The 21,068-nt window shown below is 56.0% G+C and carries 15 protein-coding genes and 3 tRNA genes; 14 read left to right on the top strand and 4 right to left on the bottom strand.

Annotation, left to right across the window (positions count from 1 at the left end; all coding sequences use genetic code 11):
- Nucleotides 1-212: 212 nt before the first annotated feature.
- The 3 genes from pabB to AAC076_RS05815 are packed head-to-tail and all read right to left on the bottom strand — an operon-like array spanning nucleotide 213 to nucleotide 4,108.
- Nucleotides 213-1,559 (bottom strand): aminodeoxychorismate synthase component I, encoded by a 1,347-nt coding sequence (pabB, locus tag AAC076_RS05825; RefSeq protein WP_339843539.1) that lies wholly within the window; start codon nucleotides 1,557-1,559, stop codon nucleotides 213-215.
- Nucleotides 1,556-2,569 carry an alpha-L-glutamate ligase-like protein gene (locus AAC076_RS05820; protein ID WP_339843537.1) on the bottom strand — a complete coding sequence of 338 codons (1,014 nt, stop codon included), beginning with the start codon at nucleotides 2,567-2,569 and terminating at the stop codon, nucleotides 1,556-1,558. Before AAC076_RS05820 ends, pabB begins: the two co-directional genes overlap by 4 nt.
- A gap of 9 nt (nucleotides 2,570-2,578) precedes the next feature.
- Nucleotides 2,579-4,108: an inactive transglutaminase family protein gene (locus AAC076_RS05815; protein ID WP_339843535.1), complete on the bottom strand. Its 1,530-nt coding sequence runs from the start codon at nucleotides 4,106-4,108 to the stop codon at nucleotides 2,579-2,581.
- Between the two features lie 251 nt (nucleotides 4,109-4,359).
- On the opposite strand from AAC076_RS05815, the gene AAC076_RS05810 reads away from it, so the two are divergent.
- The 6 genes from AAC076_RS05810 (at nucleotide 4,360) to AAC076_RS05785 (ending at nucleotide 12,189) form a co-directional block, all read left to right on the top strand.
- Nucleotides 4,360-5,067, top strand: coding sequence for a GntR family transcriptional regulator (locus AAC076_RS05810; RefSeq protein ID WP_339843533.1), 708 nt, complete (start codon nucleotides 4,360-4,362; stop codon nucleotides 5,065-5,067).
- Nucleotides 5,067-5,951, top strand: a complete 885-nt coding sequence (prpB, locus tag AAC076_RS05805; RefSeq protein WP_339843531.1) for a methylisocitrate lyase — start codon at nucleotides 5,067-5,069, stop codon at nucleotides 5,949-5,951. Before AAC076_RS05810 ends, prpB begins: the two co-directional genes overlap by 1 nt.
- A gap of 47 nt (nucleotides 5,952-5,998) precedes the next feature.
- Nucleotides 5,999-7,126 (top strand): 2-methylcitrate synthase, encoded by a 1,128-nt coding sequence (prpC, locus tag AAC076_RS05800; protein ID WP_339843529.1) that lies wholly within the window; start codon nucleotides 5,999-6,001, stop codon nucleotides 7,124-7,126.
- 236 nt (nucleotides 7,127-7,362) lie between these two features.
- Nucleotides 7,363-9,954, top strand: a complete 2,592-nt coding sequence (gene acnD, locus AAC076_RS05795; protein ID WP_339843641.1) for a Fe/S-dependent 2-methylisocitrate dehydratase AcnD — start codon at nucleotides 7,363-7,365, stop codon at nucleotides 9,952-9,954.
- Nucleotides 9,955-10,216: 262 nt separating this feature from the next.
- The gene (gene prpF / locus AAC076_RS05790) at nucleotides 10,217-11,407 is read left to right on the top strand and encodes a 2-methylaconitate cis-trans isomerase PrpF (protein ID WP_339843527.1); all 1,191 of its coding nucleotides are present in this window, start codon (nucleotides 10,217-10,219) and stop codon (nucleotides 11,405-11,407) included.
- Complete coding sequence (locus tag AAC076_RS05785; RefSeq protein ID WP_339843526.1) at nucleotides 11,404-12,189, top strand: SDR family oxidoreductase; 786 nt, start codon at nucleotides 11,404-11,406, stop codon at nucleotides 12,187-12,189. Before prpF ends, AAC076_RS05785 begins: the two co-directional genes overlap by 4 nt.
- A 61-nt stretch (nucleotides 12,190-12,250) precedes the next feature.
- On the opposite strand, the gene folD is transcribed toward AAC076_RS05785, so the two are convergent.
- Nucleotides 12,251-13,105, bottom strand: coding sequence for a bifunctional methylenetetrahydrofolate dehydrogenase/methenyltetrahydrofolate cyclohydrolase FolD (folD, locus tag AAC076_RS05780; RefSeq protein ID WP_339843524.1), 855 nt, complete (start codon nucleotides 13,103-13,105; stop codon nucleotides 12,251-12,253).
- A gap of 294 nt (nucleotides 13,106-13,399) precedes the next feature.
- Here folD and AAC076_RS05775 point away from each other — a divergent pair.
- The 8 genes from AAC076_RS05775 (at nucleotide 13,400) to clpX (ending at nucleotide 20,935) form a co-directional block, all read left to right on the top strand.
- Nucleotides 13,400-13,476, top strand: a tRNA-Arg gene (locus AAC076_RS05775).
- A 44-nt stretch (nucleotides 13,477-13,520) separates the two neighbouring features.
- Nucleotides 13,521-13,596, top strand: a tRNA-His gene (locus tag AAC076_RS05770).
- A 52-nt stretch (nucleotides 13,597-13,648) separates the two neighbouring features.
- A tRNA-Leu gene (locus AAC076_RS05765) sits at nucleotides 13,649-13,733 on the top strand.
- A gap of 215 nt (nucleotides 13,734-13,948) precedes the next feature.
- Entirely contained in the window at nucleotides 13,949-14,422 is a 474-nt protein-coding gene (locus AAC076_RS05760; RefSeq protein WP_339843522.1) for a prepilin-type N-terminal cleavage/methylation domain-containing protein, read from the top strand.
- Between the two features lie 137 nt (nucleotides 14,423-14,559).
- Complete coding sequence (locus tag AAC076_RS05755; protein WP_339843521.1) at nucleotides 14,560-17,268, top strand: EAL domain-containing protein; 2,709 nt, start codon at nucleotides 14,560-14,562, stop codon at nucleotides 17,266-17,268.
- A 138-nt stretch (nucleotides 17,269-17,406) separates the two neighbouring features.
- Nucleotides 17,407-18,753, top strand: a complete 1,347-nt coding sequence (gene tig, locus AAC076_RS05750) for a trigger factor (RefSeq protein ID WP_339843519.1) — start codon at nucleotides 17,407-17,409, stop codon at nucleotides 18,751-18,753.
- A gap of 90 nt (nucleotides 18,754-18,843) precedes the next feature.
- Complete coding sequence (gene clpP, locus AAC076_RS05745) at nucleotides 18,844-19,485, top strand: ATP-dependent Clp endopeptidase proteolytic subunit ClpP (protein ID WP_339843518.1); 642 nt, start codon at nucleotides 18,844-18,846, stop codon at nucleotides 19,483-19,485.
- Nucleotides 19,486-19,651: 166 nt separating this feature from the next.
- Entirely contained in the window at nucleotides 19,652-20,935 is a 1,284-nt protein-coding gene (gene clpX / locus AAC076_RS05740; protein ID WP_339843517.1) for an ATP-dependent Clp protease ATP-binding subunit ClpX, read from the top strand.
- Nucleotides 20,936-21,068: the final 133 nt, after the last annotated feature.

Raw genomic sequence — 21,068 nt, 5'->3', positions numbered from 1 at the left:
AACCCTGCAACACCGTGTTGCCGGCTGAGCGCATAGCCTGGCGGGGTGGAGAAAGTGTCGATAACAGGGATGTTATCGTCAAGCCTCCAGGGATGGATTCACGGCGTCTTTCGTAATCCCGCCAGGCTGGGAGCTCAGATGCTTCGAGCTAGGCATTACAACGTTTAGCGTTTGGGGCCGAGTTGGTGCGCACCCACAAGACAAGATCGTTTCTATTCCAGCGCCTTCATCAGCACCCGGACCTTGGTCAGGGTTTCCTGATACTCGGCCTCGCCCTCCGAGTCCGCAACGATTCCGCCACCGCCCCAGCAATACAGCCGGTCATCCTGATGAACCAGGCTGCGAATCGCGATGTTCAAGTCCATCTGACCTTCACAGCCGATGTAGCCAATGCTGCCGCAGTACAGGCTGCGCCTGACCGGTTCGAGTTCCTCGATGATCTGCATCGCGCGGATCTTGGGAGCGCCGGTTATCGAACCGCCGGGAAACGAGGCGGCCAGCAAATCGATAGCGTCTTGATCCGCATCCAGTGTACCGGTCACGCTGCTTACCAGGTGGTGCACATTGGGGTAGCTTTCCAGCTTGAATAGTTCGGGGACTCGAACACTGCCCAGAGCGCAGGTCCGGCTCAAATCATTGCGCAAAAGGTCAACAATCATAAGGTTCTCGGCCCGATCCTTCAGGCACCCCTGAAGATCAAGGGCGAGGACCAAGTCCTCTTCTGGTGTCTGTCCGCGACCCCGCGTGCCCTTGATCGGGCGGGTTTCCACTGCGCCATCATGGACGCTGAGAAAACGCTCGGGTGACAGGCACAGCAGGGTATGTTCCGCGCTTTCAATGTAGGCCGCGAAGGGAACCGGGCATGCCATGCGCAGGCGTCTATAGGCCTGCAGGGCGTCACCACTGCAATCGGCGCGAAACCGCTGAGCCAGGTTTATCTGGTAGCAGTCGCCTGAGTGAATGTAATCCTTTATGCGTCTGAAAGAATGCTGGTATGCCTCGCTGCTCTGCTCTGGCTGGAAGGGGGCGTGCAGGCGGAACGGGCCTGGATCTGCCGGCGTTGTTTCAAGCAGATTCAGCGCGCGCATGCGCTCTGCGTCGGGCAAGTCGGGGTGACAGACGAGCCAGCAACGTCGGGTTGAGTGATCGCTGATCACGCTCCAGCAATAGATGCCCATTTCCAGAAGCGGCAGGTGAATATCGGCAGATGCCCGGGTGGGCAGGACTTCCAGCAAACGACCGAAATCGTAGCTTATAAACCCCAGCGCTCCAGCTCCGAAAGGCAGGTTGACGTCTTCCGGCCAGCTGGCCGGCGGAAGCTCAGCGAGCGCCTCGCGCAAACGGGCGAGGGTAGATTTGCCAGTCTCGCCGGGGGAGGGAGAGATAATCCGTTGGGGACCGGCTGAGAGAATACTGTAGCGGGCAAACCGCTCGATGCCGGCCGCTGAATCCAAGAGTACGGGCTGACCCAATACCCGCAGCGCATTCAGCCGAGGTATCGGATCATCCTGATACGGCAGTTCCGTCAGCAAATAGCAGTTCGGCTTTTGAACTGTCATGCCGGAGTGCCAGTCTCCTTGTCGGAGGTGGCAGCAATGGAGGCGGGTGGGCCGAAATGCCGCTGAGCATAGGCAACACGGTCGCTAACGGTTTCGGTGCGGCCAGTTTTCTTCAGAGCAGCCAGATGCCGCTCGACCATGTGGCAGCGGTGGGTAAGTCCCGCATCGTTGGCGATCTGGATATTCAGCCCCGGCCGTGCGTTAAGCTCAAGAATCAGTGGTCCTTTTTCCTCATCCAGCACCAGGTCAACGCCGATATAGCCCAGCCCGGAAAGCTCGTAACAGGAGGCTGCCAGATTCATGAATCCGTCCCAGTCAGGCAGCTGGACGCCATCCACGGGATTGGTGGTATCCGGATGTTTACTGATCTTGTTATTCAGCCAGGTGCCTTTCAGAGTCATGCCCGACGCGAGATCGACACCGACACCGATTGCCCCCTGATGGAGATTGGCTTTGCCGCCCGACTGGCGAGTGGGCAGGCGAACCATACCCATGACCGGATAGCCCATCAGCAAAATGATACGGATGTCCGGAACCCCTTCATAACTGATGCTTTTGAAGAGCGGATCGGGGCTGACGCGATATTCGATCAGCACTCGGTCGCGGTGGCCGCCCAGCGAGTAGAGACCGGAAAGAATACTGGAGATATGGTGACCAATATCATCACGACTGATGATTTTCCCGGAGACCGTTTTGAACATCCCCTCAAACCGGTCTGCGATCACGATAATGCCATCGCCACCGGCGCCCTGGGCAGGCTTGATAACGAAATCCCGATAGTCCTTGATGATCTCATCGAACCGGTCAATATCCTTCTCGGTCTCGATAACGCCATACATTTTAGGCACATTGATGCCAACGGCGATCGCCCGCTCCTTGGTCAGGATCTTGTCATCCACGACCGGGTAGAGGTGCCGCTTGTTGTACTTGAGCACGTAATCCGCGTTACGCCGATTGATGCCCATGACGCCATTGGCTTGCAGTGTTTTCCAGGTTTTCCAGAAGAACATGGTTTTTCCTCAGCCCTGTTTGGTCAGCGCCTTGAAGCGCATCAGTTCGGTCAGCCTGTATCCGCGGTAGCGTCCCATGGCAAGCATGAATGCAACCAGAATCAACAGTGTGGCCGGGAAGGTGAAGAAGAAATACGCCAGCTCTGGAATAGTCATCAACAAATGCGCAAGAGTAGCGGCCACGAGGGTGCCAAGCGCGACCTTGAAGGAATGCCCGCCACCGCGTTCTTCCCAATTGATCGAAAGACGTTCGATGGTCATCGTCAGAATCACCATCGGGAACAACGATACGGCGAGCGCGCGCTCTATGCCCAGCTTGTGACTGAACAAACTGATGATGGCAATGATGATGACGACGAAGGTCAGCACGATCGACAGGCGAGGCAGCATCTGAAGCTTCAGATGCTCCAGGTAGGAGCGCAGGGACAGACCAAGTGCGGTGATAAGGGTGAAGAGCACGATGCCCCAGCCGACCTGGGTTTCCCGAAACGCGAGGGATATCAGCACGGGGGTAAAGGTGCCCAGTGTCTGGATGCCGATGATGTTGCGCAGCAGCAGAATAACCAGAACACCGATCGGAATCATGATCATTACGCGGTAAACCTGCTGGGCGTGCAAGGGCAAGCCGTACAGGGAATATTCGAGCAACTGCGATGAACCGCTGTTGCTGGTCATTTCAGCCAGGCGCAATGCGTTCATTTCGCTGTTAGTGACGGTAACGGTCAACTGTCCCCGGCGGCCACCATCGAGATCGAACAGGGGCTCGGTACCCGTCCACCAGACCAGCCGATTGTCGGGAATACCTTGCTGGGCTGTTTCCGGATGAAAATACAACCAGCGCTCGCCGTTGTGACTTCTCAGCCAGAGCTCGGGCTGCTGATTTGGCAGATTTTCAAGGCGTATCGTATGCACCAGCTCCAGGGGGATTCGTGCCTGCGCCAGGAGTATGTCGATGACGCGGGCCTTGGCGATGGGGGACGTATCGCCGCCCAATAGCAGCTTGACGTTATCGTCGGTGATGTCGTTTACGCGGCTGATTGCTTCGCTGATGAAGGTCTCGATGTCGGCAGAGTGCTGCCTGATCGGATTGATCAGCGCGTTGACGGCTACCTGTTCGGCGCCTTCGAGCACTATTGGATCGCGTAGAGGAGGTGTAGATGCGGCCGGAGGCTCGCTGCTGTAGCGCTGGGTCAACACCAGGCGGTAATAGAGAGCCTGGGTTCCGGTAGCACGACGTGCCGACCAGGTAACTAGGCGGTTACCGTTTTGCTGGTTGATGCTGACGCCGTAATTATTGGATATGAAACTTTCATTGAGACTCACGTAATCCTGAGCCAGCGGAGGGATAAACATCTGCGCCTTGACCGGCAAACCCTTGATAGCCTCGAATTCGAGCTTCGCGTCCAGACTCCAGATGGAGTCTGTCTCGTCTTCGGTGAGAGGGATTTCCATGACGTAGATCTGATAGCCGGTAATGGCAATACCCAGGCTGACCAGGATGGCGATCAGAATTTTTAAGTGCGTATTGATCGATTGCATAGTGTTCTCAGCAGCAAGATTGGAGCGCGGCGCGCTTTTTCCTGGCAGGACGCAACCGACGATCGGCATCTTACCATGACCCTCAGTCAGCTCGTAGTGGGCATTGTGTTGCTACCAGGCGTGGCTTTGAATCAGTTTTGAGTTGACGACTAAGGTCTACGGTGGGGATTGTTGACAATACCATCTATCGAGGCGCACAATTTACCCTAAAGCGGCCTGTAAAACAGGCTATTGTCTACAAGGTTGCTGTTATGACGGATATAGAGACTGAGTCGCCTACATTAACGCTGTCCGATGGCGCCTTTCAGCGAATTCAGACAGCGATAGTGAAGGGTGAGATCCCTCCGGGCACGCGCATTAGCGAACAGTATCTATCAACCACTTTCGGTATAGGCAGAGGGCCACTCCGCGAGGCTATTCGTCGGCTGGAGGGCCGCCGGCTGGTGGTCCGGATTCCCCATGCTGGCGTTCGTGTGGTGTCTCTGAGCTACGAGGAGCTCATCGAGCTTTATCATGTGCGCGAAGCCCTTGAGGGCATGGCTTGCAGATTGGCCGCCGAGCATATGAGCGACGACGAAATAGCTAGCCTGCGTGATGTGCTTGCGACCCATGAAAAGCACAGTGGCTTGCAGGCCAACCAGTCCTATTACCAGCAGGAAGGGGATCTGGATCTTCATTACGTGATTATCCGGGGCAGTAAGAACAAGGCCTTGAGCGACATGCTTCTGGGCGACCTTTATCACTTGGTGCGCATGTACCGGTATCGCTATTCCTCAACGCCCAAGCGACCACAGCAGGCGTTCGCCGAACACCACCGAATCATTGAAGCCATTGCCGATCGCGATGGTGAACTCGCGGAAATGCTGATGCGCCGTCATATCAGCGCCTCACGCCGCAATATCGAGCGCCGCATGCACGAGCAGGGCAGCGTCGTCACTTCCCCAGGAGAATCAGTCTGATGTCCAAAACCCCAGGTCAACGTTTTCGCGATGCGGTTGCTGAAGAACATCCATTGCAGGTGGTTGGTGCGATCAACGCCAATCATGCATTGCTGGCCAAGCGCGCCGGCTTCAAGGCCATCTACCTCTCTGGCGGTGGTGTAGCCGCAGGCTCGCTGGGTCTGCCGGATCTGGGCATTACCGGCCTGGATGATGTGCTCACTGACGTGCGGCGCATCACCGACGTATGCGATTTGCCGTTACTGGTGGATGTGGATACCGGTTTTGGTTCAAGCGCGTTCAACGTTGCTCGTACCGTCAAGTCGATGATCAAGTTTGGCGCTGCGGCTATTCATATTGAGGATCAGGTCGGTGCCAAGCGTTGTGGCCACCGTCCGAACAAGGAAATTGTCACTCAGCAGGAGATGGTCGATCGCATCAAGGCGGCAGTAGATGCGCGTACCGACGACAGCTTTGTGATCATGGCGCGTACCGATGCCCTTGCAGTTGAAGGCCTTGAGTCCGCACTGGATCGCGCTGCAGCCTGCGTTGAAGCCGGTGCGGATATGGTATTCCCGGAGGCCATTACCGAGCTGGATATGTACAAGCTGTTTGCCTCGAAGGTAAATGCACCGATTCTGGCCAACATCACCGAGTTTGGCGCTACACCGCTGTTCACTACTGACGAGCTGGCCGGCGCTGATGTGTCGCTGGTGCTCTACCCACTGTCGGCCTTCCGTGCGATGAACAAGGCCGCGGAAAATGTCTACAACGCGATCCGTAATGACGGTACGCAGCAAAATGTCATCGACACCATGCAGACCCGTATGGAGCTGTACGAGCGAATCAACTACCACGACTTCGAGCAGAAACTCGACGCGCTCTTCGCACAGAAAAAATCCTGAACCGTCTGCACTGCAGGCAGGGCAAAAAGACAAGAAGGAGAACTAATATGGCTGAAGCAAAGAAACTCAGTGGTGCAGGCCTGCGTGGCCAGGTAGCGGGCAAGACAGCTTTGTCCACGGTCGGACAAACAGGCTCGGGTCTGACCTATCGTGGTTATGATGTGAAGGATCTGGCAGCCAACTGCGAGTTCGAGGAAGTGGCGCACCTGATCCTCAAGGGTGAGCTGCCCAATCAGGCAGAGCTGGATGCATATAAATCCAGGTTGAAGGGTATGCGCGGCTTGCCCCAGGCGCTGAAGGAAGTGCTCGAGCGTATCCCCAAGGACGCGCATCCTATGGATGTGATGCGTACCGGCTGTTCGATGTTGGGTAATCTTGAAGGCGAGGCTGACTTCAACCAGCAACAGGACGTGACCGACCGTCTGCTGGCCGCATTCCCGTCAATCATCTGCTACTGGTATCGCTTCACTCATGACGGCGTGCGCATCGACGAGAATACCGATGACGACTCGGTAGGCGCACACTTCCTGCACATGCTGCGCGGTGAAAAGCCCAATGCGTTGCACGAGCAGACCATGAACGTGTCGCTGATTCTCTACGCAGAGCACGAGTTCAATGCATCTACCTTTACCGCTCGCGTTTGCGCCTCGACGCTGTCGGACATGCACAGCTGCGTGACCGCCGCGATCGGCTCGCTGCGTGGCCCACTGCATGGCGGTGCCAACGAAGCCGCTATGGAGATGATCGAGGGCTTCACCAGTGCCGATAACGCCGAGAAAGAAATGCTTGGCATGCTCGAGCGCAAGGAAAAGATCATGGGCTTTGGTCACGCGATTTACAGCACGTCCGATCCGCGTAACGAAATCATCAAGCAGTGGTCCGAGAAGTTGTCCAAGGATGTGGGCGATACCGTGCTTTATCCGGTATCCGTGCGCTGTGAAGAGGTTATGTGGCGCGAGAAGAAGCTGTTCTGCAACGCCGACTTCTTCCACGCTTCGGCCTATCATTTCATGGGTATCCCGACCAAGCTGTTTACGCCGATATTCGTGATGAGCCGCCTTACCGGCTGGGCTGCCCACGTGATGGAGCAACGTGCAGATAACCGTATTATTCGGCCGAGTGCCGATTATGTTGGCGTCGAGCCGCGTACCGTGAAAGCTATAGATAAACGCTGAAAAGCGATTGTTTGAGATTGTGTGGCGGCTGCATTGACGACCGCCTGTTCTGGACACGCTGTAAATACATCCCTGTACGCTCGACGATGCCCATCCCTGGGCATCGACGGTCCAGAACAGGCGGTCGTCAATTTCGCAATTAGTCTTGTGCAGTCTGCAGCATTCAAACGTTCAAGGGAGCGGGGCGATATACCGCCAACGTGCTCTACCCAAGATTCCTGATGAGTCCTGATGCCATGAATACCGAATACCGCAAGTCTCTACCCGGCACCGACCTGGATTACTTCGATACCCGCGAAGCGGTCGATGCTATCCAGCCCGGTGCATATGCCAAATTGCCCTATACCTCGCGCATCCATGCTGAAAACCTGGTGCGCCGTTGTGATCCTGCCATGCTCACCGAATCGCTGAAGCAGTTTATTGAGCGTCGGAGTGATCTGGATTTTCCCTGGTTTCCGGCCCGTGTGGTCTGCCACGACATTCTCGGCCAGACTGCGCTGGTGGATCTGGCCGGCTTGCGCGATGCGATAGCCGAGAAGGGGGGTGACCCGGCCAAGGTCAATCCGGTGGTGCCCACGCAGTTGATTGTCGACCATTCCCTGGCGGTAGAGCATGCCGGCTTCGAAGAAGACGCCTTCGAGAAGAACCGTGCCATCGAAGATCGTCGCAATGATGACCGTTTTCACTTTATCAACTGGACCAAGACCGCGTTCAAGAACGTGGACGTGATCCCGCCCGGCAACGGCATCATGCACCAGATCAATCTTGAGAAGATGTCTCCGGTGGTTCAGGTAGCTGACGGTGTAGCTTTCCCCGATACCTGCGTGGGTACCGACAGTCACACGCCGATGGTCGATGCGTTGGGTGTTATATCTGTTGGTGTCGGCGGTCTTGAAGCTGAAAGCGTGATGCTTGGCCGCGCCTCCTGGATGCGTCTGCCCGATATCATCGGTGTGGAGTTGACCGGCAAGCTAAAGCCCGGCATTACCAGTACGGACCTGGTGCTGGCCCTGACCTCGTTCCTGCGTAAGGAGCGGGTAGTGGGCGCCTATCTTGAGTTCTTCGGTGAAGGTGCAAGCCGCCTGACCATTGGAGATCGCGCGACCATCTCGAACATGACCCCCGAGTACGGCGCTACCGCGGCGATGTTCTATATAGATGAGCAGACCATCGACTATTTAAAGCTGACCGGACGTGAAGACGATCAGGTTAAGCTGGTCGAGCAGTACGCGAAGGAAACAGGCCTGTGGGCCGACAGCCTGAAGGCGGCCGAATACGAGCGCGTGCTGACCTTTGATCTGTCCAGCGTCGCTCGTACCATGGCGGGCCCGTCCAACCCCCATGCCCTGCTACCTACCTCCGAGCTGGCCTCCCGCGGTATCAGCGGTGTGGTTGAGAACGAAGAGGGCAAGATGCCCGATGGCGCAGTCATCATTGCTGCAATTACCAGCTGTACCAATACCAGCAACCCGCGCAATATGATCGCAGCAGGCCTGATCGCACGTAATGCCAACAAGCTCGGGTTATTGCGCAAGCCCTGGGTGAAAACCTCCCTGGCTCCGGGTTCCAAGACGGTCAAGATGTATCTGGAAGAAGCTGACCTGTTAGGTGAGCTGGAGCAGTTGGGCTTTGGCGTAGTGGCTTTTGCCTGCACCACCTGCAACGGCATGAGTGGTGCTCTCGATCCGGTTATTCAGAAGGAAGTGATCGAGCGCGACCTTTATGCCACCGCAGTTTTGTCGGGTAACCGTAATTTCGATGGCCGTATCCATCCGTTTGCCAAGCAGGCTTTTCTGGCTTCTCCACCGCTGGTGGTGGCTTATGCGATCGCTGGCACCATCCGCTTCGATATTGAAAAGGATGTGCTGGGGATCGACAAGGACGGTAACGAGGTCACGCTCAAGGACATCTGGCCAAGCGATGAGGAAATCGACGCTATCGTCAAGCAGAGCGTGAAGCCCCAGCAGTATCGTGATGTCTACATTCCGATGTTTGATATCACGCGCGAGGCTCAGAACGTCAATCCGCTGTATGACTGGCGCCCAATGAGCACCTATATCCGTCGTCCGCCCTATTGGGAAGGTGCGCTGGCCGGAGAGCGTTCGCTCACTGGCATGCGTCCTCTCGCCGTGCTGGGCGATAACATCACCACCGATCACCTGTCGCCATCCAATGCGATCATGCTCGATAGCGCCGCCGGTGCCTACCTGCACAAGATGGGCGTGCCGGAAGTTGACTTCAACTCCTACGCGACACATAGGGGCGATCACCTGACCGCCCAGCGCGCGACCTTTGCCAACCCCAAGCTGCTGAATGAAATGGTTCAGGAAAACGGCAAGGTGAAGCAGGGCTCATTGGCGCGTCTGGAGCCGGAAGGCACGGTAACGCGCATGTGGGAGGCGATCGAGACCTACATGGAGCGCAAGCAGCCCCTGATTATCATTGCCGGCGCTGATTACGGTCAGGGCTCGTCCCGTGACTGGGCGGCCAAGGGCGTGCGTCTTGCAGGTGTTGAGGCGATTGCTGCTGAAGGCTTCGAGCGTATCCACCGTACCAACCTGCTGGGTATGGGCGTATTACCTCTGGAATTTGAGGCAGGCACTACGCGCACAACCCTGGCGATCGACGGCACCGAGACCTTTGATGTGACCGGCGAAATCAAGCCGCGCAGCACCATGACTCTGGTCATCAACCGCAAGAATGGCGAGCGGGTAGAAGTACCGGTGACCTGCCGTCTGGACACCCAGGAAGAGGTGTCGATCTTTGATGCCGGCGGCGTGCTGCAACGTTTTGCGCAGGATTTTCTGGAGGCCGAAGGGGCAGTTTGAGTTTAAGCGCTCCCAGAATGCGCAAATCGTTATGCGTTATCGGCAGCATTTGCGAGGCACTGATTGTGATGGATTAGTGTGAGCTATGTTGCCAACACGGCGGGCCGGACACGCTGTAAATACGTCCCTGTAAGCTCGACGATGCCCGTCCCTGGGCATCGACGGTCCGGCCCACCGTGTTGGCAACGCCGCTGATGATCGAGTGCGTCAATCAGTGATTCAGAGATTTTTGTTTATCCGCTCATGTTGAAGGAGCAGTTGAATGGCTCACAAGCCCCAGATCAAAATCCCCGCCATCTATATGCGTGGCGGTACCAGTAAAGGCGTTTTCTTCCGTTTGCAGGATTTACCCGAAGCGGCCCAGGTCCCCGGTAAGGCTCGGGACAACCTGTTGTTGCGAGTGATCGGCAGCCCCGATCCCTATGGCAAACAGACCGATGGTATGGGCGGTGCAACGTCGAGTACCAGCAAGACAGTGATTCTGTCACCCAGTACCCAGCCCGAGCATGACGTCGATTACATGTTTGGCCAGGTCTCAATTGATAAAGCGTTCGTTGACTGGAGCGGTAACTGCGGGAATCTGTCGGCTGCCGTCGGAGCCTTTGCGATCAGCTCCGGTCTGGTTGACGCCTCACGCATCCCCAACAACGGGACGGCTGTGGTGCGGATCTGGCAGGCCAATATCAGTAAAACAATTATTGCCCACATACCCATCACCGATGGAGAGGTGCAGGAGACCGGGGGCTTTGAGCTGGATGGTGTGACTTTTCCTGCGGCCGAGGTGCAGATCGAGTTCATGGATCCTGCAGCGGATGAGGAGGGCGGGGGCGGCTCGATGTTCCCTACTGGTAACCTGGTGGATGAGCTTGATGTACCCGGTGTTGGCAAGCTCAAGGCCACCATGATTGATGCCGGTATTCCCACTATTTTTATCAATGCCGCTGACATTGGCTATAACGGTACGGAATTGCAGGACGCTATCAACGGCAACCCCGATGCGCTGGTCATGTTCGAGAAAATCCGCGCCCATGGTGCGGTGCGCATGGGATTGATCAAGCATGTCGACGAAGCCGCCGATCGCCAGCATACGCCTAAGGTCGCCTTTGTTGCGGCGCCGGCAGACTACGTGGCATCCAGTGGCAAGCAGATTGCCGCAAGTGATGTAGATCTACTGGTGCGAGCGCTGTCCATGGGCAAGATGCACCATGCAATGATGGGCACGGCAGCGGTAGCCATAGGTACTGCCGCTGCGATTCCCGGAACCCTGGTTAATCTGGCTGCTGGGGGCGGTGAACGCACTGCGGTTGTCTTTGGTCACCCGTCAGGCACGCTGCGCGTGGGCGCCGAGGCTGCGCAGATAAATGGCGAGTGGACGGTAAAGAAGGCCATCATGAGTCGCAGTGCGAGGATATTGATGGAAGGTTGGGTGCGGGTACCAGGAGGCGCTTTATGAATCTGGATCTATCGGGAAAACGCGCTCTGGTGTGTGGTGCGAGTCAGGGTTTGGGTGAAGCCTGTGCACGGCAGTTGGCGGAGCAGGGCGCGGATGTCGTGGTGCTGGCCAGGACGCAGACAAAACTGGAAGCGGTATGTAGCAGCCTCGCCATAAAGCCGGGACAGACCCACGGCTATATCGCAGTGGATGCGGGCGATACTGCGGCGCTGTCGGCTGCTGTCGCTGCGGAGCTGCATAAAGGGCCGCTGCACATATGGGTCAACAATACCGGGGGGCCTGCTCCCGGGCCAGCCCATCAGGCGGATCCTGCGGCCTATGCCGCGGCTTTTGGTCAGCACCTGATAAGTGCCCAGACGCTATTACAGCTGCTTCTGCCGGGTATGCGCGCCGACGGGTACGGGCGTATTCTCAACGTGCTTTCAACGTCGGTGAAAACACCCATTCCAAATCTGGGTGTGTCCAACAGTATCCGCGCTGCGATGGCGAATTGGGCCAAGACCCTGGCCGGGGAGCTTGGTTGTGACGGTATTACCGTCAACAATGTGCTGCCTGGTCTGACTCAGACTGCACGCCTTGATAGTCTGATCGGTCATGTGGCGCAGTCCAGTGGGCGAACCACAGAGCAAGTGTCCGAGACAATGCGCGCGGGGATTCCGGTCAGGCGCTTTGGTGACCCTGAAGAGTTTGCCAATGCAGTCGGCTTTCTGGCCTCTCCTGCTGCGGCTTTTATCAACGGCGTCAACTTGCCCGTTGATGGGGGCAGTACGGCCAGCCTCTAGAACCGGCGCAGATCCGTTAACCCGGCGCGAGGTGCGCCGGGCAGCGGACACAAGTCAGGTTTCAGGGGTGCAGGTGTTCTGCCGCGTGCAGGGTGTTTTCCAGCAGGCAGGCCCGGGTCATGGGGCCAACTCCGCCTGGCACAGGGGTAATCCAGCTGGCACGCTGCGCCGCGATTTCAAACTCCACGTCACCTGTCAGCCGACCATCATCGGTGCGGTTGATGCCAACGTCGATTACGATCGCTCCTGGTTTCACCCACTCTCCCTTGACGATTCCTGGCTTGCCAACAGCCACCACCAGTAGATCGGCGCGACCTACGTGTTCGGCAAGATCCTTGGTAAATCGATGGGTAACCGTTGTTGTGCAGCCCGCCAGCAATAATTCCAGTGCCATGGGGCGACCGACTATATTGGAGGCGCCAACAACGACGGCGTTGAGGCCATATAGATCCACACCTGTGCTTTGCAGAAGGCGAATGATGCCAAAGGGCGTGCAGGGACGCAGCATCGGCATGCGTTGAGCGAGCCGTCCGATATTGAACGGGTGAAAGCCATCTACATCCTTGTCGGGACGAATCCGCTCCAGCAGTTGCGAAGCATCCAGATGAGCGGGCAAGGGTAGTTGCACCAGAATCCCGTCTACCTCGGGGTCCACGTTCAGACTATCGACCAGAGCGAGCAGCTCCTCCTGTGAGGTTTCGGCCGGCAAATCATGGGAGCGGGACACAAACCCCACTTCCTCACAGTCCTTGCGCTTGTGGCTTACGTATACTTGAGAGGCCGGATCAAGCCCAACAAGAATGACCGCAAGGCCGGGAGCGCGCAGCCCCCGTTCGCGGCGTGCTGTGACCTTTGTGGCGATGTCCTGACGAATATTGGCGGCAATTTGCTTGCCGTCGATAAGTTTGGCGTTCATTGAGTTCCCGGCACGAACAATAGAAGGCGGTAATTGTCGCACGGTAGGGCGACGGGCAAAAGGCTGATGCGGGGTATCGCTTGCTAAACTGTCGAAGCTTCTTTAACTCACTCAAATAATTAAAAAAATCGGGACACAAGCGTTGACGTGGCAAAGGTGGCTGAGTATTATTCGCCCCGCTTCACAAACACCGCATGACCGGTTTGGAAGGCGATCTGGCTCCACCGCTTTTACAGTCCAGAGCTGTCATGGCGGGCATTACAGGATACCCTAGGGATTCTGGCAGTGCGCAAGGCGCCCGTAGCTCAGTTGGATAGAGCATCCGCCTTCTAAGCGGATGGTCGCAGGTTCGAGTCCTGCCGGGTGCACCATCGCAATGCGGCCTGAATGGTGAAGCGAGCAGTAAGCAGTAATGGTGGGCGTAGCTCAGTTGGTAGAGCACAGGATTGTGACTCCTGGTGTCGTGGGTTCGAAACCCATCGTCCACCCCATTTTCCAAGCGCCAGGCTTCAGCCTGGCGTTGTTGTTTGATACCCCTGTTTAGCGGGCGTGGTGGAATTGGTAGACACACCAGATTTAGGTTCTGGCGCCGCAAGGTGTGGGAGTTCGAGTCTCCCCGCCCGCACCATCTTTAATCAAGTCTTGTTGTATTCCAGCCTGGCTGTTTTATTATCTGGGCTCGGCTTTGGTTGTTATAAAACCCGCTTTAATTGCGACCGCCCATCGATTAATGGGACCGCTTGACGCTCGCCGCGTTCGGTTGGAGTGGAATTGTTAGCTATTGTCAGGTGACGGTGGCAGCATGCTACTACAGGTCTGTGGTGTTCAGTGATGGCGTCCAACATGGTTCATTTCAAAAAGCTGCTCAAGCGAAAAAAGGGTTTTACCCTTGCGGAACTGCTGCTCGCGGTCGCGGTCGTAGGTATTCTGTCTGCCGTTGCCTTTCCAAGTTACAGCAAGTACGTCGAACGCATGAAAATAACCACAGCGGTCACTGACATAATTGACATGGGTGTAAAGATCGAGCGCTTTCGCACGGCCAACAATGGCGACTTGCCAGCCAGCCTGGCGCAATTGCAAGGCGTACCTGCGCTGGACCCCTGGGAGAATCCTTATCAGTACCTGAGTTTTGAAGGGTTGAATGGTCAGGGCCAGATGCGCAAGGACAAGAACCTGGTGCCGGTCAATACGGACTATGACCTCTACAGTATGGGAAAGGACGGGCGATCCGTAGGTCCCTTTACCGCCAAACCTTCAAGGGATGATGTAGTGCGCGCGAACGACGGTGGGTTTGTCGGTCTGGCAGCTGACTACTGACATAGCAACCCATGGCCATTGACCTCCGCACCTTCAGTAGCCCAATAGCCCGGCGGTTATTCCTCTTTTTCTTTCTTGCGGTCACTCTTCCAGTACTTGTTCTGACCTTAATCACGTTTTTTCAGTTATCCGATTATATGGCTGAACAGCACCGCAAGGAGCTGCAGAGTGACGCCAAATACATAGGTATGAATCTGTTTGAGCGACTGCAGCGCGTCGGGACTGAGCTGCCGCGTGTCGCAGCAACCCGCTCCCCGCAGTCCCTCAGAATTGATTCGGCCGCCCCGACGGAGACTGGTATCTCACTAGGCCTGGTCAGAGGTATCCGCCCCGGAGATCCTGTCTGGTTACACCCGGGTTACGCTGATCCAGCGCTTTACGCAAGTCTGTATACGCAGCTAGCTGGTCTGGACTTTGAGGCGGAGGACCGTGCTATGCGTATTCATCAGTTCGAGTCAGAGCCCTCTACTCTATTCGTCAGTCTCAGGATGGCACCAGGCAACTATCTGGCAGCCAGGTTGCAACCGGAGTTCTTCTGGGACCCTGAACAGTTATCCCACGACAAACTTTCATGTGTTCTCGCTGGGACCGATACAGTGATTTTTTGTAGTGTCGATCCCCCCGTCCAGCTTGTGAAAGCCTTTGCCTTGGCGCGTGCAGAATCTGCCGTCGGCGCCTTTGAATGGCAGGAAGGTGGAGCAACTATGCGAGCGGTGTACTGGGAAATATTTTTGCACGGGATTGGCATGGACAGGAACTGGACTGTAGTACTCAGCCAGCCGGAGCAGGAGCTTTTCGCTACCACCAGACAATTCCAGGCCACACTGATTTTGATTGTTCTGGCATCCATTATGATGGCACTGATGTTCAGTATTGGACACCTGCGCAGGGTGCTCCAGCCGCTTCAGGCCTTGCGTACGGCAACCCGGCAGGTGGCAGAAGGTGATCTGAACAAACAAGTGATCTTGGCTAGCGGTGACGAGTTCGAGGAACTTGCGCGGTCTTTCAACAGCATGACCGAAAAGCTAGCGATGCAGTTTGATCAGCGCGAGGCACTTATGGACATTGACCGCCTCATTCTTTCCAGTGAGGATTCAGGTAATGTTGTAAATGAAGTCCTGGTTCAGGCGCAGGCCTTTCCGGAATGTGAGTACCTGCTCTTTGTCGTGCAGGACGAGCACGGGGTCAGACTCAAAGCCGCGGGCAATGGGTCAAATCGTATAGAGGACCATCAGATATCGGCTCGAAAGCAATATGCGCAAACGCTATCGGAGCTTGGAAGCGATGAAGAAGCTGTCATCTTAAGCCAGTTGCCAGGCTGGCTTCCGGACCTGTCGGGGACGGGAGTGTGCACCGCGTGGTTACTTTACCCCCTGCGTGTGTCAGGTGTGTTGAGTGGTTTCGTTTTGCTGGGGACGCGACATTCGCTCAATGCAGCTAGTGCCGATGCCGGGTGGGCACTGCAGGTGGTCGGCCGGTTGTCCATTGCGCTGACACGTGTGCGCTGGCAAACCGATCTTTATCGCCGAGCCAATTTTGACGATCTTACCGGCCTGCCTAACCGTTCCGCTTTCAAAGCCACTCTGAGTCAAGCCATTGAGCATTCCCGCCGGCATGGAACTCGACTGGCACTACTGTTTATCGATCTGGACCGATTCAAGCTCATCAATGATTCAATTGGTCATGCTGCAGGCGATCTTTACTTGCAGGTTGTTGCAGAGCGTATTCGGGGCTGCATTCGTAGCGAGGATGCGGTTTCGCGTCTGGGTGGCGATGAGTTCACCGTGGTCATCACTGATATTCCGGCAGATGCAGATTTTGCAATCGAGGTCATGACGGTTGTGACTCGTCTTCTGGAGGCTATTCCAAAGCCGGTGCATGTGGGGTTGCATGAGCTGCGCAGTACCCTGAGTATAGGTGCATCGGTCTTTCCCGATGATGGTCAAACGACCGATGAGCTTATGAAGCAGGCGGATACCGCGATGTATCAGGCCAAACGCAATGGTGGAGACAGCTTTCGCTTCTACGCGCACGAGATGCAAGCGGTTGCCCAGCATCGGATGGGGCTTGAAAGTGACATACGTCGAGCCTTGGAAAACAACCAGTTCCTCCTTTACTTCCAGCCTCAGATAAACCGCGGTTCGGATCAGGTTCAAAGTGCAGAAGTGCTTCTGCGCTGGAATCATCCTGAGCGTGGTTTTGTCCCTCCGGGAGTCTTCATTCCGATAGCTGAGGAGTCGTTGCTTATAGCGGACATTGATGCCTGGGTTCTTGAGGCGACGTGTCGGCAGATTCGGCAGTGGCTTGATGCGGGAATAGAGCCGGTACGCCTGGCGGTAAATATTTCTGGCGCCCAGTTCCAGAATCCAGGATTTCTGGAACTGATCAAGGGGACTCTTGACCGTTTCAGCCTGTCACCTGACCGTATCGAGTTGGAGATTACAGAGGGAGCCTTGATCGACAACCTGGAGCATGCGAGGCAGGTTCTTAATGATCTTGGCACCTTCGGCGTTCGCCTGGCAATTGACGATTTTGGCACCGGATACTGTTCACTCGCGTACCTGAAGAGCATGCCAATCGACAAGCTCAAGATTGACCAGAGCTTCGTCCGTGATATCACCCGCTCTTCCCGGGATGCGGCAATCGTTGAAGTGATTCTGCAGCTTTCCAGGCAGTTGGGTCTCAAATGTATTGCCGAGGGGGTCGAAACCCGGGCGGAGTTGGACTGGCTCTTCGAAAAAGGCTGCGAAGTCTACCAAGGGTATTATTTTTATCGTCCGATGCCCTTGGCCGACTTTGCCCAGCTATTAACTGACCAAGCCGGTATGAATACTGTTGACAGCTAGCTGCATGGTCACTTCTCAGTCAGGGGGCCCTATTTGTGATGGCCGTGGCGCCTGATGATGACTTCCGGTGCGTTAGCGATTAGACTGTTCGGCTTTTACGAAATCACCAATTAATCTGTTCGTTCACGAGGACTCTCCATGCAAGTTTCGGTTGAAACCACCTCCGGCCTTGAGCGCCGCATGACTGTCGGCATTCCGGCTGACCGCATCGAATCCGAGGTCAACAAGCGTCTGCAGCAGACAGCCAGCCGCGCCAAAGTCGATGGGTTTCGTCCTGGCAAGGTGCCGATGAGCGTCATTCGCAAACGTTTTGGCGGCTCTGCTCGCCAGGAAGTCATGGGTGAAGTCATCCAGTCTTCTTTTTACGAAGCAATCATGCAGGAAAAGCTCAATCCCGCAGGCGCACCAAGTGTCGAGCCCAAAGAGCTGGACGAAGGCAAGGATTTTGAGTACGTCGCTACATTTGAAGTTTACCCGGAGATCACCCTGGGCGATTTTGGCGATATCAAGGTTGAACGCATCGAATCCGAAGTGCGTGACGAAGACCTGGAAAACATGCTCGAGATTTTGCGCAAGCAGAATACACAGTTTGAAACGGTCGAGCGCGCTGCTGAAAATGGCGACCAACTCAAGGTCGACTTTGTCGGCCGTGTCGATGGCGAGCCCTTCCAGGGTGGTACAGCCAACAACACCGAAATCGTACTGGGCTCCGGCCGTATGATCCCCGGTTTTGAGGATGGTCTTGTAGGTGCAAAGGCTGGTGATACCGTTACCCTCGAGGTGACTTTCCCCGAGGAGTACCAGAACCTCGAGTTGGCCGGCAAGCCTGCTGAATTCGACGTGGTTGTGCATGCAGTTGCAGCGCCGGCTCTGCCGGAGCTGAACGATGAGTTCTTCGCCAAGTTTGGCGTTGAAGAGGGCGGCATCGATGCCTTCCGCTCCGAAGTTCGCAAGAATATGGATCGTGAGCTGCGCCAGGCCATCAAGACCAAGGTCAAGACTCAGGTTATGGACGGCTTGCTCGCCACCAATAGTGTTGATGTTCCCAAGGCACTGGTCAGCAGCGAGATTGACCGTTTGCGCCAGCAGGCCGTGCAGCAGTTTGGCGGCGCCAACATCAGCCCCGAGCAGTTGCCCGCAGAGCTGTTCGAAGAGCAGGCCAAGCGTCGCGTTTCGTTAGGTCTGGTGGTGTCTGAAGTGGTCAAGCAGAACGACATCAAGCCAGAAAACGATCGTGTACGTGCCATGGTCGAAGAGCTGGCGTCTGCCTACCAGGAACCCGAACAAGTGGTGAACTGGTACTACCAGAACGAGCAACAATTAGCAGAGATTCAGTCGGTTGTGCTCGAAGAGCAAGTGGTGGATACTGTTTTGCAGAAGGCTCAGGTGGCCACTAAGCAGGTCCCCTACGAAGATGCCGTGAAGCCAGCCCAGTCAGCCAAGGACCTTGAAGCTGACGAGGCCGAAGCCGGCGCCGACGAGTAAAATCGTCAACAACTCAAGCAATGCGCGAGCCAGCCTTAGGGCTGGCTTTCGTTTTTTCGCGACAGGTCCAAACCGGAGTAATTTCAATCCATGACGCATAACAGCTTCAATCAGTTTCCACCGGATATTCAGGCAGCGGGCGGTCTGGTGCCCATGGTTGTCGAACAGTCAGCACGGGGCGAGCGCTCCTACGACATCTATTCTCGTCTTCTGAAGGAGCGGGTGATTTTTCTGGTGGGGCAGGTAGAGGATTACATGGCCAACCTGGTCGTGGCGCAGTTGCTGTTCCTGGAGTCAGAGAATCCCGACAAGGATATCCATCTGTACATCAATTCGCCCGGCGGCTCTGTAACAGCCGGTATGGCGATCTATGACACCATGCAGTTCATCAAGCCCAACGTGAGCACCCTGTGCATCGGTCAGGCGGCCAGCATGGGCGCCTTTCTGCTGGCTGGCGGCGAACCAGGCAAGCGTTTTGCGCTACCCAATTCGCGGATGATGATCCACCAGCCACTGGGCGGTTTTCAGGGGCAGGCATCGGATTTTGAAATCCATGCCAAGGAGATCCTCAAAATCCGCGACAAGTTGAACAGTATATTGTCGCACCACACCGGCCAGCCGCTGGATGTGATCGAGCGTGATACCGACCGTGACCGTTTCATGAGTGGCGAAGAAGCCGCTACCTATGGCCTGATCGACAAGGTCATGGATCGTCGCGAAATGGCTGAATAACACGGGCGTTAATGGCGGCTCATTTGTCTTCAGCGTAGGGACAAGAGGGTCGTCTGAACTGTTATTCCATAGCCGGTGCGGGTCCGTTTTGACAGAGTTGCACTTGCAAAGTGGTGGCAATGCCCCCATCTTTGTGGACAAGAGTGAACGTAAGCAGGGGTTTTAGATGACCGATATGACTGGGAAGGGTGACGACAACGGCAAGCTGCTGTATTGCTCCTTCTGCGGCAAAAGCCAGCATGAAGTGCGCAAGCTGATTGCCGGCCCCTCCGTATTCATCTGTGATGAGTGCGTGGATCTGTGTAACGACATAATCCGTGAGGAAGTACAGGAAAGTCAGGCTGAAAGCGCTGGCGCCAAGCTGCCTTCGCCGAAGGAGATCTGTGGCATCCTCGATCAGTACGTGATCGGTCAGGAGCGCGCGAAGAAGGTGCTTTCCGTAGCGGTGTACAACCACTACAAGCGTCTTAATCAGCGCGAGGGCAAGGATGACGTCGAGCTCGGCAAGAGTAACATTCTGATGATCGGGCCGACCGGCTCGGGCAAGACACTCCTGGCCGAAACACTGGCTCGGTTGTTGAATGTACCCTTTACCATTGCTGATGCGACCACGCTGACTGAAGCAGGCTATGTGGGCGAGGATGTCGAGAACATCATCCAGAAGCTGTTGCAGAAGTGTGACTACGACGTCGAAAAAGCCCAGATGGGTATTGTCTACATCGACGAAATCGACAAGATTTCCCGCAAGTCTGACAATCCCTCCATCACCCGCGACGTATCAGGTGAAGGCGTCCAGCAGGCACTGCTCAAGCTGATCGAAGGTACTGTGGCTTCCGTGCCTCCCCAGGGTGGGCGCAAGCACCCCCAGCAGGAGTTCCTGCAGGTAGACACGCGTAATATTCTGTTTATCTGCGGCGGCGCCTTCTCGGGTCTGGAAAAGGTGATTCGTGATCGCTCTGAGAAGAGCGGGATTGGTTTCAGTGCCAAGGTACGAAGCCAGGACGTCGGCAAGAAAGTTGGTCAGACTCTCAAGGGTGTTGAGCCCGAAGATCTGGTTCGCTTCGGTCTGATTCCCGAGTTTGTCGGTCGCTTGCCTGTTATCGCAACCCTCGACGAACTCGATGAGGCCGCTCTGATCCAGATCCTTACCGAACCGAAAAATGCGTTGACCAAGCAGTACGCGCGTTTGTTCGAGATGGAAGGTGTTGATCTAGAGTTCCGTACTGATGCCCTCAAAGCTATCGCGAACAAGGCTCTGGAGCGTAAAACCGGTGCCCGCGGTCTTCGTTCGATTCTGGAAAATGTGCTGCTCGACACCATGTATGATATTCCCTCAGCGGAGCATGTCAGCAAGGTAGTAATCGATGAAAACGTGATTGGTGGCGATGCCAAGCCGCTGCTGATCTACGATTCCAGCGAAAATCCGCCCAAGGCCATGCCGGACGAATAATGTCCCTTGGCCTATGACGCCCGGTTCCTGAAAAGGAGCCGGGCGTTTTTTTTGCAAGCCTGTGAGTGATGCTCTCTTGTATCGCAGTATGTTCAGCGGCTTGTTTTTTTCGTGCACTGCCCCCATCTTTGAA

The organism is uncultured Halopseudomonas sp., from assembly GCF_963977355.1.
Classification (GTDB): domain Bacteria; phylum Pseudomonadota; class Gammaproteobacteria; order Pseudomonadales; family Pseudomonadaceae; genus Halopseudomonas.
This window is presented reverse-complemented; position numbering and strand designations above follow the sequence as displayed.